Raw genomic sequence first — 17595 nt, forward strand, 5'->3', positions numbered from 1 at the left:
GCGGAAACTCTGCCCGTTTCCACACCTTCCGGCTTCTGCGATGCCGCGTTTCGCTCATGGACGGTATGCCCATGAACGCGAACGCGAGCCCGCACACGCAGCCGCATTCTTCGCGAAGCGGCAGCGAGAAAAGAAAGCGCGGCGTTCCTGTATCCGTCCGGTTCCTGCCGGAGGAACGCATCGCCGTGGAAGAGAAAGCCCGTTTGACCGGCCTCAGTGTCGCAAGCTTTCTGAGAGCTTGCGGACTGGGCACTCCCGGCCCACGCGCCAGGCGTAGCGCTCCCGTGGACGCCGAGGCCCTTGGCCACGCGACAGCGGCTTTGAACCGTGTCGGCAACAACGTCAATCAGATTGCCCACCGATTGAATATCGCAGGATCTTCGATCACTGCCGACGAATGCTTTGCAGCACTCGCAGAGATACGCGCAGCGGCAGCCACCATTCGGGAGATCGTCGGACGCAAGGACCGGACATGATTTCTAAAGGGACCACGCACAATAACGGGGTCCGGCTTGCCGCGTATATGATCACCGGCAAAGAGGGCGAACGCGCCGAGTTGTGGCAGCTTCGCGGCTTTGCGGCGACGAATATCAAAGACGCCTTTCGGGACGTGCAGATCATGTCCGGGGCATCAAGATGCGAGCAGCCTTTCTTTCATGTCCAGGTACGAAACCGCGAAGGCGAAACTCTCACACGCCAGCAATGGGAGCTTACCGCCGACCGGATTGAGCGGATGCTCGGGCTTTCGGATCAGCCCCGCGCCATCTCGTTTCATACATACGAGCACAACAACGACGAGCACATGCATGTTGCATGGAGCCGCATCGATGAACAGACGCTATCGGCCAAGGCGTTGCCGTATTTCAAACTCAGGTTGAAGTCGATCAGCCGTGAACTGGAAGCGCATTTCGCGTTGGAGCCGGTAGTGAACCACCGGGAAGGCAAGATCAAATTCGCACCGACACGCGCTGAAGAGGAGCAGGCCCGGCGTCTCGGCCAGGACTCCAACGAGCTGAGGAACACGATACGCGATTGTTGGGACCGCGCCGATTGCGGCAGAAGCTTTCAGGCAGCGCTTGAGCATGAAGGCATGACGCTCGCGCAAGGCGAACGCAGGGACTTCGTTGTGATCGACCGGGCAGGGGGCTTGCACGTTCTAGGCAAACGCATCCTCGATATGACGGCGGCGAAGATACGTGACCGCCTCTCTGATTTGTCCCGCGATGATATGCCGACCGTCGGCATGGTTCGAGCCATGGTCGAGCCGGAACAGGAAAGAACGAAAGGTCGCCAGCCGGAAAGGCGCGAGCAGGAATGGGACCGCGACCGTGCCGATCGGGACTGGCAGAACGCCGTCATCAATGCAGCGATCGACAGGGAAAAGCTCGAACGGGAATATGTCGAACCGGAGGACAGAAAAAAACGCGAAGGGGTGGGCAGTAGGAAAAAAGATGGTTCAGAGCAAACGCCTTCCCAGACCTTCAATGAAGCAGCTCAGGATGTTCAGAAGCGAGAAAATGCACCGGACCATTTGCGCGGACCGAATGCCGCGATATACGCGGCTTACAAGCGAAGCAGTGATGCCCACAGTTTCGTGAGGTCACTGGAAGAGCGCGGCTTCACTATGGCTATCGCGACAAGCGAGGATGTCAGAAACAACAACATCGATCAGTTCTACAAAACTGATTTCGCCGCTTTAATTCCGCATAGGCTTCGCGAAGGTGACTACGTAGCCGTTGCGGATAACGGACAGGTTTACAACCTGAATCTCTATACGACCGGGGAGAAGACAGATCGTGTACAGAAATTCATGGCAGCGCTTGATCCGAAGGAATTCAAAGGTGTCTACGCCACACTCGAAATCGTCAAAGAGCGTGGTGCATTGCGAGAGATCGAGCGCCAGGCATTCCGCGATCTAAGCGCCGGAAAGCTCAAGGGTGAAAGGGACGCGCGCCCGACCGGACGCCTTGGCAAAAAGATGCGCTCAAAAGGCGCTGATCCGTTTGGACCAGTGATAAGCACGAGCAGGGCCGCGACACGTACAGTCGGCAAAACGCTTGACGCTTTCAGCGATGCATTTGCTTCCTTGTTTTCGCCGACGCTTACGCCGGAACAGATACGGCAGGGTGAAGTTGCCGGTGACCGACGTGAGGCCGAAGCAGACCACACGGCTGATTTCGCCAGGTACACGAGCGACATGGCTCAACAGCGCCAGCAACAGGAAATCGAAAGAGAGGCCGAACGACAACGGGTCAGGGAGAGAGGCGGGCGAGACCGATAGGAGCCGAGGGAATAGGGAACCCCAAGGCGAAAACCAAAGTCCCGCTCATCTGCGAAAAATGCCCGGCCTCACCGAATGGCTCAAACGGAAATTCCGCAGCGTTGCATTGGAGCTGACGCGGCACACACCGGAACCTGAAACGCCAGCACGCCGACGCACCGAGCGGGCACGCTCTGGCTTCATGCCGACAGCTAAGAAGATCATGCGCCGAGTGCCGAAACTTCCAGCCCCCGTCTACGCCGCGACATCGTTCCTTTCACACACACTGGACTGGATGAACCCGTGGCACGATTTCAATTCATTCCACGACGACATGGACGACGATTTGCAGCCGATTGACCAGGACCATATTTACCCGCACCTCTGACCCTGCTAGACCCGCTCCATGACGGAACCGCAAACGCCCACACACACCGCGTTCACTAAAAGGCGGATAAGCAAGAGACATTTTGTGTGGCTGGAAATTGGTAACGGACGCCTCGACAGCGATGGCATCTTTCACGGGTTTTTAGACCGGACGCCCATCGGCGGGTTCAGCGGCTACGTCTATTTCGCTCCCGTTGGGACGACGCCTGCAGAACCAGAGCCAGAGCGTCCTGGACAGGCACTCGTCGAAGAGTGAACGAAGCGCTATTCCAACACTTGAGGGGAAGTCCGTTGACTTTGCACTGGATTCTGAATACACGGATAAGTAGCAGCGCGTATAGATAAGCTGCGCGGGAAAGCCCCGCCCTTCCTTCAGTACCGTGCCGTCGCGACCAAGAAACCCCAACCAGGTCGAGGAACACATGGGCAGAACATTTTCAAATCTCATCATTTTGCTTTTTGTTTCGTTCGTTGTTTTCGATCCGCGCATCGCGAAGGCAGACATCGCCTATACGTTTATCAAAATGACATGCGATCCAATCTCGCAATCCGTGTCTCTTAGATCATTCTACGATTGGGATACATCTGGAAAAGAGAGGACTATCTCTCCTGGTGAAGGGGTTTATCCGCTTGGCGAAAGAACAGGCCAAAAAACTCAAACAAAGGGCACTTGCGCCCTTGGTGAAGATCAGGTGTTTTCATTCGTTGCCGATCAGGCAGCTCTCCCCAAAAATGATGGCATAAATCTGTTTATCAATGGGCAAAAATTAGAAAGAGGCTTCACACTCAATGATGAATGGGTAATGAAAGTTCATCAGGAAGCCGCCAATGCATATTCCATAAAATTCTGTCCGAATGCGATTTCGAGTTTATCGACGTTAAGCGTAAAGAAATATGAAGAGATTCAGCACGAGGGCAAAGCATTGTGCGATTTTCTGGAGGTAAATAATCGCGGCTTCATCGTCAAAGCAGAAACCATCGATCTCGATCCCGCACAGTGACGGTCTAATCCTCAAAATTTAACGGGCACACGAACAATGACTGACACCTATGATCTGTTGGAGCAACTGGAGAATGCAGCGTTTTTAGGCAGCAATGGATACAGTGGATATCCGGTCTCCACCGGCCCTGCGGCAAACCAAACGCCGTTTTATGTTGATAGCAGTGGAGATTTGAACTTCGGCTATGGAATTCTCGTATATGATGCCGTGCATAATGTCGTTAATACGGACGCGTTAGCCGCCATGTCTGCATCATTTGGTGGCAATATGAGCCCGGCAGACTTAAATTTAGTCAGTCAATGGTTAAGTGGAAGCATCACTTTATCGCAATTGAATAACTCTATCACCTCTCAAGACTGGAGGGGCATAGCAAGCGATGTAATGATTTACTATTCCACGAAGACGATCATACCTAGCTTATCTCGGACGTTGGCTCCAGGTGCTTACAATAGTTTGAACGAGAATGCTCGGCAGGCGCTTTTGTTAGTCGGGTATAACGCCGGTACCGGTTTCCTAGGGTCTAGCATCACGGGTGATTTAGACAATCAAAACTATGCTGCCGCTGCATATCAGCTGGCTTTTAACACTGCAACATCCTCCAATACCGCCTATGAGGATCGCTCATTGGTTGCCACGGCATTCATGCTTGGATTCAATCCGACCATTAACGGAAGCAATTCGATCAGCAGCTTGACGCCGACCGCTGATTTTAACAGTCATGCGCTCGTCAGCTTTTTGGAGCAGATGGCAGCAAATACATCAGCAGATGCCTCGTATCTGAGTACAACACCCGTGCAGAGCTTTTTTGCGGCTCTCAATCCGTATATAGAAGCATTGGGTTTCTACGTCGTACAGCCAAGCGATACATGGAGTACGATTGCATCGGCTGTTAATACAACCAACTCCCTCAGTATCACTGGCACCGAACTCTCCCGATTAAATGGCAAGCTTGGTGGGACCCTTAGCACCGGTGGAATAGTTTATGTCCCGACTGCGATCAGCACAACTTCTACCACAAACGGTCCAAACCAAACGGTTATCTTCGACTCTACGGTAGGGACTGATGGAACTTACTATACGTTTGGACCCAATCTCAGCACGGGCAAAGGTGAGGTACTCACGCTGACTGCAGGTTCACCTGTCACCTTTGATGCCAACACCGTTCTGGCGCTTGCGAATACGTCATCCTCTATTGAGAATGTCACGCTGTCCTATAACGATCCGGTGACACTCGGGACGCTGGCTCTGAATACTTCCACCGGTGCCGCCACGTTGACGTTGACTGACGGCACTCCAATTTCTTTGTCCAGCACAGACGGCGATACAGTTCTCACCCCAGCAAGCACAGATACACCGGAAGAAGCGCTGATTGCTTATCTTGGCAATCTTGGAGACAGCACGACCGCCTCGGCGCTTGATACGGCAAATTTCGACTACCTGAATCCGACCGGAACCGCATACACCGTGAATGGGACAGTATCGGGAAGCAATGATACGTTCAGCGTGTCTGGTACTCCAGGCGCTCATGTGACTGGCGTTTCAGGAAAGACAAACATCCTTGATGCATCGGGAGACATATCACAGGACACGATCAGCAATATCCAGCAAGCTAATCTGACCAACGTGACGCTGACCGGTACGCAGTTTGGCGCTTTCGGCAGTATCGCTGGAAGTGGTTCACTCACCATCACCTCATCGGGAAGCTATTCACTTGCAGGAGTGAGCGGCACGGTCAGCAACCTCATTGCGCAGGACTGGGGCGGCACAACTCTCACAGGAAACAGTACGGCAGGGCAAACACTGACTGCGAGCCTGTTCGGAAACGACACTCTCAATGCTGGAAATGGTGCAGGTGACACTCTCGTCGCCGGTGATGGCGTAGACACGATCAATGGCGGCACGGGGGGAGACACATTCGGGTTAAGCGACGGACTCGCAGCCGGTTCGACCCTCACAGGCCACGGCACCGGTAATACGCTTACCATCGATGCAGACATGGATATCAGCGGTTCGACGATAACAGGTATCCAGACAACCATTCTGACGGGGGGCATCGGCCTGACTGTATCTGGAGGTCAGCTTGCCGGACTCGGCACAATTACCGCAGGTGGAGAAGAGACAACCATCATTGCCAATGGTGGCGGGACCTATTCAATGGCGAATGCCACCGTTTCCGGCTATCTCACGATGTATGCGGATGCGACGGAGGACACAAACCTCGTTGGAAGCGCTTCGAGCTTTACTGACACACTGGATGCCGACGACACAAGCGGCGATAACAGTCTGACAGTGGCCGATGGGCAGCAGGCTAACCTGACAGCAACATCCAGCTCCGGCAACAATACGCTCCTGGCTGGGAATGGCTTCGGCGATGATCTTGATGTCAGTGACAGCACAGGCAATAACAGCCTGACGGTAGATGACACTACAGGTATCGAAGGCAATGGATATAACGATCTAGTTGCAGCGGGCAGTCTTGGCAACAATACACTCACCGCAAATAATGCCAGCTACGATGCCCTAAGTGCTGAAGACAGCTTCGGCGATAATACGCTCACATCCGGAAATGGAGACGACGACACCTTAAGTGTTCAGGGGAGCGACGGGAATAATACTCTCACGGCAGGCAGCGGTGCCGATGACACGCTTGATGCCAGTGACAGCACCGGCAACAACACGCTAACGGCGGGCAGCGGATCAGGCGACATACTGGATGCGACCGACAGTACCGGCAGCGACACGCTGAATGCTGGTTCAGGCGGAGATACTCTATATGCCGGATTAGGTCTGGATACACTTAATGGTGGTTCGGGCAACGATACCTTCGTGGTTGCTGTTATGCCAGCAGTCGGGACATCCATCACAGGCGGTAGCGGGACAGATACGCTCGATGTGAGTATCGCTGACCTTTCAGGAATGAATATCGCCGGAGTGGAGACACTGCAGGATGATGTCAGCGGTTCACTTGAACTCTCGGCAAGCCAATTTGCAGCGCTCACCACATTTGACAATGAGTCAGGGGGAGCAGAAACACTGGTCGTGATAGGCAACAGTACCTACAGCCTCAGCGGAAAGACCGTCGTCGGCACAGTTTCAGTAGCAACCACCACCAACATCGTTACAGGTAATAATACGAACGGGCAGTCCCTGTCGGCAGGCTCGACCGGCGATTACGTTGTCGCTGCAGGCAACGGCACGGGCGACACCCTGAATGCCGGGAATGGGAACGACACCCTGATAGCAGGCACTGGTGGCGATACTCTCGTTGCAGGGCCAGGTCTCGATACGCTTACGGGTGGAAGCGGCAACGACACATTCGACGTTGGCTATGCACTTCCAACAGGTGATGTGCTCAATGGTGGAGCGGGCACGAACGGGATCAAGATCACTGCTGCAAATGCGAGCATTGCGAACGCGACCCTAGGCAACGTCACATTACTCGAAATCGAGAATGGGGCATCCACGACCCTCACACTGGCGCAGCTCAATGCATTCTCAACCTTCACTGCCGACAGTGGAGCTGGAGCCGTTAATCTTTCGGGTGCAGGTGTCTACAGCCTCTCGGGTAAGACCGTTACCGGTAATCTCACACTCGATGCGAGTGGCAGCAGCGGCAATTTCACGATCACCGGAAATAATACGGCGAACCAGACCCTCACCGGCAGCATCGGTACGGATACCATCACCACCGGTACCGGCGCGGATGATGTGGTCAACTCAAACGGCACTAACGATACCGTAAATGTCTATAGTGCGGGCGCATGGACCAACGCGAATGGTGAGGGGACAGTCGTCAACCTGGATGCGAGTGACGATATTGTGGAGTGTAACGCCGATAATCAGTGGATCAATGCGAACGGCAATGATGCATCTGTAACCGTCAATGGTGCCAATGATGTCGTTCAGGTCAACGGGACAGGCGGGTGGGTCGATCTCGAAGGCGACGACGACGTCGTGACCACGACGAATTTAGACGACACCGTCAACATCAATAACGATGATGCATGGGTCAACATAACCAGCAGCAACGACACTGCAACGGCCTCCGCCAATAACGATGTCGTGAATGTCGATGCCGATACTGTCTGGGCAAACGTTAATGGCACGAATGATGTCGTCTCGCTCAACGACAGCACCGATACTGTCGATGTCTCCGGCACGAACGGGGGCGACTGGATCAACGTTTCCAGTACAAATGGTTATGTCTTTGGCAGCGGAACCGGCGACACGATCAATGTCACAACCAGCGGCAACACCGTGGACGGCTCCGATGACTCAATCGATATCGGCGCTGGTTTGAGTGACACGATCAACGGCGGAGCGGGCGATCAATATCAAGTTGGTTCGACGTTTGGTGCTATCGCTGTCAACAATGCCTCCTACGGTGACACAGCGGCCAACGGCAAGATCAATTTTGGTTCCAGCACGACAGATGAAAAACTCTGGTTCAAGGAGAGCGGCACTAATCTTGTCGTCGATCTTCTGGGCACAACCGATACCGTCACCATCAATGGCTGGTTTGGTAGCAATGCCGGGGCGCAAGTTTCGGAAATGGATGCCGATGGTCTGAAGCTGACAACAGCGGTATCGGCGCTTGTGTCCGCGATGGCGACGTATCAAACCGCGCATACCAGCTTTAACGCCCAGACCGCGACGAGCATGCCGACGGATACGACTTTACAGTCGGCAATTACCGCTGCGTGGCATACTTGATCCGGTTTTGATAAGGGCCGGACTTTCCGGAAAAGATTTGTGATGAAGCGCCATCTCTGGTCAGTGGGTTTTATAGCATCCATATGTATGTTTGGTGTGCCTGCATGTGCGGAGGTGCAGACCTTCGAAGAAGCGCTGACACAGGTTTATCAAACGAACCCTACACTTCAGGCCGAACGCGCCAAGCTGCGCGAAACCGATGAGCAGGTCTCTCAGGCGCTCAGTAACTGGCGTCCGGATATTGAAGCTACGGCTAATGCCGGTGTAAGCAATCAAGGCATCAGCGACAGTTCATCAGCTCCGATCCCTTCATCGTCGAGCGGCCTCACGCCGCGTAGTGCTGGTTTTCAGATTACCCAGCCTCTGTTCCGGGGTTTTCGAACGGTATCCGCTACCCATGCTGCCGAAAAGCAGGTCGCAGCCGAACGCGCCAATCTGCAGCTCACGGAACAGAAGCTATTTCTTGATTCCGGAACCGCATACCTCGATGTTGTGCATGATGAGGCGCTGGTCTCACTAGATCGTGACAATGAAGCGGCCCTTCGAAAAGAGCTGGATGCGACACGGGAGCGCAATAAGGCTGGTGCTTCCGGCACCACCGATGTCCATCAGGCGGAATCGAGGGTGAGGCGTGCCGAAGCTGATCGATTAAAGGCTGATGGAGACCTTGAGAAGCATAGGGCCACCTACGCTCATTTGGTCGGCGATATGCCGGGAACTTTGCAACAGCCGCATCTGGAACTGGAGAACCCTTCCACGCTCGAAGAAACACTCAATCTTGCCAAGAAGCAGAATCCCGGTATTGAGGCCGCAAGCGAGAGTTTCGACGAAGCAAAAGAAGAGACAACGCTTAATGAAGGCAGCCTGCTTCCGGAAGTTGATCTGGTGGGAACGAGCCAGCGGCAATGGGATCAAAGCACCTTCATCCCTGGGCGGCAGGATACTTTGCAGGTCATGGTGCAGGTCAGTATGCCTCTCTATAAATCGGGTGCGGATTATTCGCGCACACGTGCAGCACAGCAGCGCGAAACCGAACGGCGTATGCAGCTCGAAGAAGCGCGGCATCAGGCTTACGACGATGCAACCAGCTCATGGCAAAGCCTTCTGACTGCACGTAATACTCTCGTTGCCGATCGGGCCGAGAAGGATGCGGCGGAACTCGCATTAGAGAACGTCAGGGAAGAGGCAAACGTAGGTACGCGCACAACGCTCGACGTCCTCAATGCCGAGCAGGAATTGATCGATGCCAAAACCGGGATCGTCCAAGCAGATCACGATATCGCCGTCGCTATCCTTCATATCCGCTCAGCGACCGGCATCCTGACGGCCGCAGCGCTTAAATTACCGGTCAATCTCTATGATCCAGACGCTCATTATCAAACGGCTCGCAGCCAGTGGATCGGATTTTCTGACGAAGAAGACGATAAGGCTACGGTGAGTCATTAGTACCCATGACTAGCACCACCACACCAGAAACGAATTCTCCGGAACGTGCAGTTGATACCGGTCTTGCTTCGCTTGTCCTGATCTTCCGTTTTCATGGCATCGCGGTCGATCCTGCTCAGCTTACGCATAAATTCGGCAGCGTCACTTTTGGCGTCTCTGAAATGCTTCGCTCTGCAAAAGAACTCGAATTGAAAGCGCGTGTAATCCAAAGCAGTTGGGAGCGCCTTGCCGATACCCCGCTTCCCGCCATTGCCGAACGCAAAAACGGAACCTTTTTTATACTCGGCAAGGTTTCAGAAGGCACGGTTTTGATTCAGGACCCTTTGGTTGGCCGTCCGCAAATCCTGCCTCGTGCTGAATTTGAAGCCCAATGGAGCGGCAATCTGGTCCTTATGGCGCGGAGAGCGGGGCTCGGTGAGCTGGCAAGGTCGTTCAATATCACATGGTTTCTGCAGGCAATGCACAAGTACCGGCATCTGCTCTACGAAGTTCTCTTTGCTCATTCTTCCTGCAACTTTTTGCTCTGGTCACGCCGCTGTTCTTTCAGGTCGTGGTGGATAAAGTCCTTGTACATCAGGGTCTGACAACGCTCGATGTTCTTGTCATTGGCTTAATCACAGTCGGAATCTTCGAGAGCGTTCTGACGGCCTTACGTACCTATGTTTTCTCGCACACAACGAGCCGTATTGATGTGGAACTGGGTGCCCGTCTTTTTAGACATTTGATTGCTCTGCCAATTGGATATTTCGAAGCGCGGCGGACAGGCGACAGTGTTGCGCGTGTACGGGAACTTGAGAACATACGGAACTTCCTGACCAGCTCATCACTGACGCTTGTGATCGATCTGTTTTTTACGTTCGTCTTCCTTGCAGTTATGGCGTTCTATTCGTTGTTTCTGACCGTGATCGTGATCGCGTCATTTCCTCTGTATGTCACCATATCGGTTGCTGTGACGCCGGCATTTCGCCGTCGCCTTAATGAGAAATTCAATCGTGGTGCTGAAAACCAGTCATTTCTTGTCGAAAGCATCACCGGCATCGAGACCCTCAAGGCCATGGCCGTCGAGCCACAGATGCAGCGCCGTTGGGAAGAGCAACTTGCCGGTTATGTGAAGGCTAGTTTCCGTGTGCTCAATCTCGGCAACTGGGCCAGTCAGGGTGTTCAACTCATCAGCAAGCTGGTAACGGCAGCGATCCTGTTCTTTGGAGCCAAGGCCGTCATCAATGGCAACATGACGGTTGGAGAACTCGTAGCCTTCAATATGCTGGCGGGCAGGGTGTCTCAGCCGGTCCTGCGTCTCGCGCAGGTCTGGCAGGATTTCCATCAGGCGCGGCTCTCGGTCGCACGGCTTGGCGACATTCTCAACACGCATCCGGAACCGGGCTTTATGGCAGGGCGCACCGCTTTGCCTGCCATCAAAGGGGCCGTCAGTCTTGAGCATGTGACTTTCCGTTATACGCCGGATGGTCCTGTTGTTCTGCACGATCTGAATATTGCGCTTACGGCGGGGCAGGTTGTCGGTATCGTCGGCCCGTCAGGTTCCGGTAAATCGACACTTACAAAACTAATACAGCGCCTTTATGTGCCCGAAGGCGGGCGTGTGATGGTCGATGGTGTAGATCTTGCGGCTGTTGATGCTGCATGGCTCAGACGGCAGGTTGGCGTTGTGTTGCAGGAGAACGTGCTGTTCAATCGTTCGGTCCGCGACAATATAGCTCTTGCTGATCCCGGCATCCCGACCGAGCGCGTTGTGCAGGCGGCAAAACTCGCAGGCGCTCATGAATTTATCCTCGAATTACCACAAGGTTACGACACCCATGTCGGCGAACGCGGCACAAACCTTTCTGGCGGTCAGCGTCAACGTATCGCTATTGCCCGCGCCCTGATGACCGATCCACGCATTCTCATATTCGATGAAGCGACCAGTGCTCTCGACTACGAAAGCGAACGCATCATTCAGGAAAATATGCGCCAGATCGTGCAGGGGCGTACCGTGCTGATTATCGCTCACAGGCTCTCGGCGGTACGGAACTGCCATCGCATCATCACTATCGAAAAAGGCCGTATCGCCGAAGACGGTAGCCACGAAGAGTTGGTCAAATCTAATGGCCGCTATGCCCACTTGCTCCGCCTGCAGGGAGGGCTCCATGTCAGCACAGCAAATAGCGCTTAAAGCCATAGCCCTTAAGGCATGGGATCGGTTTCAGAAGACTTCCGACACTATTCAAAACAGGTCTGAGAAACTATGGGCTCATCTCGAACCTCATCTGAAGCCAAAATCCGAGACCGAGTTTCTGCCGGCTGCGCTTGAGATTATCGAAACGCCGGCATCGCCTGCTGGACGTATCATTGCCGGAACATTAATTGCCTTCTTCGTCATAGCGCTTCTGTGGGCAAGCATTGGCTCCGTCGATATTATCGCTACTGCGTCCGGCAAGATCGTACCTACAGGCCGAACCAAGATCATCCAGCCGTTCGAGACCGGCGTCGTGCGGGCCATTCATGTGCAGGATGGGCAGCAGGTGAAAGCCGGTGAGGTGTTGATCGAGATTGATTCCACGATCAGTGAGGCGGAACGCGACCGGCTGCAAAAGGAATATATGACCTCAGCGCTTGATGCAGCGCGTCTTCATGCGTCACTTGGCATGTCAGATAATCCCGAGGATGATTTTGTCGCGCCCGAGAACGCACCACCGGAACAGCTAATATTGCAGAAATCCCTTCTGGTCAGCCAGGTTGCGGAAATCCGCGCCAAACTGTCTGGGCTTGACCACCAAATCACGCAGCATGAAGGCAATCTTGCTGCGGTTCAGTCCAACATCGACAAAATCACGTATGCGCTGCCGCTTCTGAAGCTGCAGGCTGAGGGTAAAAAAACCATTGCAGATAAGGGTGTCGGCTCGAAACTCGATGCCTATGCGATCCAGCAAAATCTCGTCGAGCATCAACAGGAACTGAAGGTGCAGGAAGGGCGTCTTCAGGAGGCTACTGCTGAAGTTGCATCTCTGAAGGATCAGCGTGCCCAGACCGAGGCTGAATATAGGCGTAAGAATCTCAATGATCTGACGCAGGCCGAACAAAAAGCCTCAAGCCTCCACGAACAGCTTATTCAGGCTTCCGAGAAATACCGCCTCCAGACATTGACGGCCCCCGTGGACGGCACGGTCCAGCAGCTCGCGGTTCATACAGAGGGCGGCGTTGTAACGCCTGCTCAGGCGCTTCTATCCATTGTCCCGGCTGATAGCCATCTGGAGATCGAGGCGATGGTTTCCAATCGTGACATCGGATTTGTGCATGAGGGGCAGGATGTCATGGTGAAGATCGATACCTTCAATTACACCCGCTACGGCCTTCTGCACGGCAAGGTAATATCCGTATCGCAGGATGCCATCACTCGCGACAAGCCGGTCGATAAGGCAGACAACAAACAACAGGCTGGTTCCGAGAGCGACACCAGTGAACCAAAGGGGCAGGAGCTGGTCTATGCAGCCCGCGTATCGCTCGATAAAACCCAAATGGAGATTGACGACCGGATGGTCAACCTCACTCCCGGTATGGCCGTAACGGTCGAGGTCAAGACTGGCTCCCGACACATTATTGGGTACCTGTTGTCGCCCTTGTCCCGTGCTTCGCATGAGGCTTTAAGGGAGAGATAAACAAGCCTTCACGATTTAGTGTAATTCTCTAAATCTGTGGCCATGTTTGTAAACTTCTCAGAATATTCTTCTGTGTCCTTAGATATTTTGTGTGTGAGTTTTGAGAATTCTTTCATTGCTTCTTTTGATTTACGCATCGCGCTCGAAGCTTCACGGATATTTTTCAGGCTCTTCGATAGGCCGTTGTTGACGATGTGTGAATACAAAATAGCGAGAAGGGCAAGAAGCAGCGACACCACGGTTGCCATGTTTCTGAGATATTGTGTAAAACTACCGAACTCCGTCCATCGAGCGCTGGCCATGATAACAACGGCCAAGGCGAGGATGGTAACGCAATACAGAAAATGTATTCTTAGAGTTTTAAGACTCATTTTGTGATCACACATTGCTGGTCTGGCGTCCTGGCGTTTCTTAGTCTAGAAAACGGCACGAGAAGCTTGAGGCAGCAACGTAGACAAGTCAACTCGCAATCGTTATTGCGATAATTGTTCGTTAAGCAATTTGACATAATACGGATTTACGACCCAACACATAACGAGCGATTCATTGGGCAATAGGAAGATAATTAGACATAAGATACCTTATGCGACAAAGGCTCACCCTTCATTCCTATGGCGATGAGCATCCCTTCGTTCCGCAGCCGCAGGTTATGCCTAACGGATAAATGGCGGGAATGCACATCGATAAAATCCCGAACCCACAGATGGAAAGAGATCTTCGTGAAATGAGCGCCCGTGTGCCGCCATTGCATTGACGATGATCTTCTTGGCCTCACTCTTCGCCTGCCGAGCCGAAAGGTTCCCATCTTGTCGATACGGCGATAGAACGGTGCTGATTTCTTGGATGGAAACGGGAGCTGGACTACGACGCACCATCAACTCAATCAATTTGAACGGGTGAGAGTCGAGCGGTAGTCCGGCTATCTCAAGACCATCAATCCAGACCTTCTTAAGTTGAGAATCGACGACAAGCCGAGCTCCGTCAGGAGCAATATGAATGGCTGCCACACTATCCGTCACCCCACAGGCATTGATTGCACTCCGCATCACCTCTCCCCGGGTAGATAGAGCGGACTCTATGATGACTGTTGGCAGCTCGCATTCATATGCCTCAAATGCTGGTACCAACAGAACGGAATGTGCACCGCTAGCCTGCGCTCGAATCTGAGTTCCCACACCAACTGCCGGTTGGCGCAACGCATAGACCATATGGAGTCTATAATCGCCGATTTGAACCGTGCCTAAATCTAGGGTTTCGCGGCCATCCCAGATCCTGCCTCCTCCAGAGAGGCCAAACCTGGATTGCAAGTGCAGCCGAAATTTCTCTGGGACCAGTTCATAACCGTCAAGATCTGTCGGGCTGAGCGAGCGGGACGGAATCTCGCCCACTTGGCTCACCCCGTAATATTCACCCTCTGAGACAGCGTGAGCGGTGAGGACGCGGCCTGCAGCCGGACTATCAGAGGCTGACACGGACTCAAGGCGAATTGACTTGAGGATACCTTCTTGCACGAGTTGATCCGTGTCCTTGCCGAAGAGAGTGCGCCAGGTTGCGATCGGATGCCGCCAGGGATGGAGGGTCCAAAGACTTACCGCAGAAACTGGGCGCGCTGAGTTATAGATGCCTACAGCCTTCAACAGTTTCTCAACCGTGATTTCGTGCGCCTGTTGACTGACCTCAATTCGGCTAGGAACGCGAATATTTACCGTAACCGGACGTGTGCTCTTGCCAATGATCTCTATTTTCAATTTCGCCTGAAGAAGCGTTCCATCGGTCAACGGAAGGTTGAGTTCCTCCATACTTCTGAAACAGTCGCTCGAACGGAATTGAAGGAGATTTCGGTCGCCCCGTTCCCACAAACATTCGGTCATCCGGACGCGCCCTACTCCGAATACTCCATGGTTCTCTAGCGCGGAACGTCCTCCTTGTCGAAGTACGTCAAGGTTACATACTGAATTTCCATCAAAGAACGCTTCGTCATTGAACAACACTTTCCCCAGCAACGAACGATAGAAATCGACGATCGACGCAGCGCGTGCAGCGATACGTAAACGCCCGACAGACGCCTCATATCGAAGAATATCTCCGTGCACAGGGCGATATTGAATAGTCGCCCTCGCGGTCTGCCCAGGCACCACGGCCAACGGCTTTCTCGTATGGTGACTCCTCAAAACATTGAAGATAAACACTCCATCATCTTCGAATGCCTTCACATGGACGTGTTCTCCCAGATCTGATTTCTGGCAGTACATTAAGAGTTCTTCTTTTAGGGTCCTCACTTTTCCTGAAAGGCCCGTAATACCTCGCGCCTCTTTCCCAATAAAGTCGTTGTACCGCCTTTGATCGCCCGTTTCCTGCAACTGAATTTGCGCGCGAGCAAATACATCGACTAGCGTTGCGTCTTTAAGTTGGGCCAGGAAAAGATGTAACGCGAACTCTCGCTCTCCTGAGCTCTGCGGAAATAGGTCTAAAGGGATACGTTGATCTTTCATCGCCGTAACAATGGCTTCACGTCCGGCCTCGGTACCCAGTTCATGGAGGGTCTCAAGAGCGTAAAGCAGTTCCGTGGACAGATCGTCCTGTTGGAATGCGTGCGCTATGTCATCGTGCCCAAAGGAGCTCTTTTTTATTCCGAGAGACGCAGGCCATCCCGTGGCTTCAAAAACCTCCTTCCAAACATCAACCGCAACTTCCTGAATAGCGGCGGTATCGTGGTACGCGAGCGGAAGTGCCATAATTAGCTAATTCCTTGATCTGCCTGGAGACCTAAATCCCTTTGGTTATCTGAAAGATCTAACTTCAGTGTGTCTTGAGGAATAGCTTCAGGCAAGCAAATCCTACAACTAACACCCTGCGAGAGGCGATTTCTGCGCACAGTTCCTGTTTCAAAGTCAAAGCTGAGCCGCATTGGCGGATCATCTGTGCCGGAAAACCCTGTAACGAGTCGAAGCAGTTCCACCACTGCGGCCCCGGCTACGGTGGTATTGAACGCCACCACGCTTGGCTGAGGAACTTCGGCTCCTTGTATGTATCCGTCTGCTACCTCCCGCGCACGATCATGTTCAGATAGGGCCTCTATACGGATGCGGTTTGGGTCTATATGCCCCCAACACGCAAGGCATGGTCGAGTAGGTCCGACAATAACGACACGGCCTACCCCGTTGGTGATACGACCTTCTGCATCTACTCGAAATGCGGTCCCCATGTCGATCAGCGGAATGCATTTCTCATAAGAGAGTCGATTGAGCAAAGCTCGTGGCAAGTGTCGATCAACGCAGGACAGCACCATATCGCCCCCCTCAAGATCCTCAGAAAGCACATCCTTGCCCAAATGACCCCGGATACACGTCACTTCAGTTCCAAGGCCGAGCTGTTCGGCATAGCGGGCAGCAACGTCCACTTTCCATGTGTGTCCGATGTCGCGAGCGGTAGCGCCAAGAATTCGGCTCAGATTGGAAGCCTCGACGCGATCTCCGTCAACAACTGTAATGCGCCGGACACCCAGATGGGCGAGCTGACAAAAAACTACGGAACCGGTCCCCCCTAAACCTACGATGACGACGTGCAGGTCTCTAAGGACATCTTGCCCGGCCTTACCGAGAGCAAGTCTTTGTCTGGAAAAGCAGGGAGAGTCGGTCTGCTCTCTTATTACAGGCGCAGGCGTGCGGATCATGCTGCCAACGAGCCGCACCTCAAGTTCGGATGGACCTCCCGCGTCAGACCACACTCGTCCGATAGGAAGCCCCGTGCTGCCAGCGATAACCATTGAGCCGTGGGGCCCGGTCATCTGATTGAGCAGCGAGGGCATCAGCCGTGCATCACCGGCATCGTCAGCTTTTGAAAACCACGGGCGAGTTGTGCCAGGATGCGTGTGAACTGTGATTATCGATAGACCGGAGTCTCGGGCTGGTCTTATGATCCGGTTCAATGTCACAGGATCTAGTCGAATGTGATCCCCTCGTCTAATCAGATACCCTTCATCTGGTATCTCAATCATGTTACGCACGAAAAGCACCTGACCGCCCTTTAGCCGCTCGGCGAGGATGATGCCCGCCGTTTCAACGTCACTCCGCATGCGAAGGGCGTCGATGAAAGAATTCCAAGTCGATTCATTTACACGTAGTTTCATAGC

General features: G+C 53.5%; 12 protein-coding genes and 1 pseudogene. 10 read left to right on the forward strand and 3 right to left on the reverse strand.

Features of this window, described 5'->3' with window-relative positions; translation table 11 throughout:
* Positions 1–71: 71 nt before the first annotated feature.
* The 10 genes and pseudogenes from OHL19_RS03225 to OHL19_RS03265 all read left to right on the forward strand — a co-directional run bounded on the left by OHL19_RS03225 (position 72) and on the right by OHL19_RS03265 (position 13463).
* Positions 72–476, forward strand: coding sequence for a plasmid mobilization protein (locus OHL19_RS03225; protein WP_263356144.1), 405 nt, complete (start codon positions 72–74; stop codon positions 474–476).
* Positions 473–2281: a relaxase/mobilization nuclease domain-containing protein gene (locus OHL19_RS03230; RefSeq protein ID WP_263356145.1), complete on the forward strand. Its 1809-nt coding sequence runs from the start codon at positions 473–475 to the stop codon at positions 2279–2281. The genes OHL19_RS03225 and OHL19_RS03230 overlap by 4 nt, the downstream gene beginning before the upstream one ends.
* Before the next feature lie 58 nt (positions 2282–2339).
* A complete protein-coding gene (locus OHL19_RS03235) occupies positions 2340–2648 on the forward strand; it encodes a hypothetical protein (protein WP_263356146.1) in 309 nt (102 codons plus the stop codon).
* 84 nt (positions 2649–2732) lie between these two features.
* Entirely contained in the window at positions 2733–2903 is a 171-nt protein-coding gene (locus tag OHL19_RS03240) for a hypothetical protein (protein ID WP_263356147.1), read from the forward strand.
* A gap of 166 nt (positions 2904–3069) precedes the next feature.
* Complete coding sequence (locus OHL19_RS03245; protein ID WP_263356148.1) at positions 3070–3648, forward strand: hypothetical protein; 579 nt, start codon at positions 3070–3072, stop codon at positions 3646–3648.
* Between the two features lie 36 nt (positions 3649–3684).
* The gene (locus OHL19_RS03250) at positions 3685–8361 is read left to right on the forward strand and encodes a beta strand repeat-containing protein (protein ID WP_263356149.1); all 4677 of its coding nucleotides are present in this window, start codon (positions 3685–3687) and stop codon (positions 8359–8361) included.
* 42 nt (positions 8362–8403) lie between these two features.
* On the forward strand, positions 8404–9807 hold the full coding sequence (locus OHL19_RS03255) for a TolC family outer membrane protein (RefSeq protein ID WP_263356150.1): 1404 nt from the start codon (positions 8404–8406) through the stop codon (positions 9805–9807).
* A 5-nt stretch (positions 9808–9812) separates the two neighbouring features.
* Positions 9813–10199 (forward strand): annotated as a pseudogene (locus OHL19_RS22990) (cysteine peptidase family C39 domain-containing protein); the annotation flags it as partial.
* A 50-nt stretch (positions 10200–10249) separates the two neighbouring features.
* A complete protein-coding gene (locus OHL19_RS03260; protein ID WP_317890536.1) occupies positions 10250–11980 on the forward strand; it encodes a type I secretion system permease/ATPase in 1731 nt (576 codons plus the stop codon).
* The gene (locus OHL19_RS03265; protein WP_263356151.1) at positions 11955–13463 is read left to right on the forward strand and encodes an HlyD family type I secretion periplasmic adaptor subunit; all 1509 of its coding nucleotides are present in this window, start codon (positions 11955–11957) and stop codon (positions 13461–13463) included. The genes OHL19_RS03260 and OHL19_RS03265 overlap by 26 nt, the downstream gene beginning before the upstream one ends.
* An 8-nt stretch (positions 13464–13471) precedes the next feature.
* Here the strand turns inward: OHL19_RS03265 and OHL19_RS03270 are convergent, their stop codons facing one another.
* The 3 genes from OHL19_RS03270 to OHL19_RS03280 all read right to left on the reverse strand — a co-directional run bounded on the left by OHL19_RS03270 (position 13472) and on the right by OHL19_RS03280 (position 17592).
* Positions 13472–13834 carry a hypothetical protein gene (locus OHL19_RS03270; RefSeq protein ID WP_263356152.1) on the reverse strand — a complete coding sequence of 121 codons (363 nt, stop codon included), beginning with the start codon at positions 13832–13834 and terminating at the stop codon, positions 13472–13474.
* 282 nt (positions 13835–14116) lie between these two features.
* Positions 14117–16198 (reverse strand): hypothetical protein, encoded by a 2082-nt coding sequence (locus OHL19_RS03275; RefSeq protein WP_263356153.1) that lies wholly within the window; start codon positions 16196–16198, stop codon positions 14117–14119.
* A gap of 2 nt (positions 16199–16200) precedes the next feature.
* On the reverse strand, positions 16201–17592 hold the full coding sequence (locus OHL19_RS03280; protein ID WP_263356154.1) for a ThiF family adenylyltransferase: 1392 nt from the start codon (positions 17590–17592) through the stop codon (positions 16201–16203).
* Between the last annotated feature and the right edge of the window lie 3 nt (positions 17593–17595).

This window comes from Acidicapsa ligni (assembly GCF_025685655.1).
GTDB classification, from domain to species: domain Bacteria; phylum Acidobacteriota; class Terriglobia; order Terriglobales; family Acidobacteriaceae; genus Acidicapsa; species Acidicapsa ligni.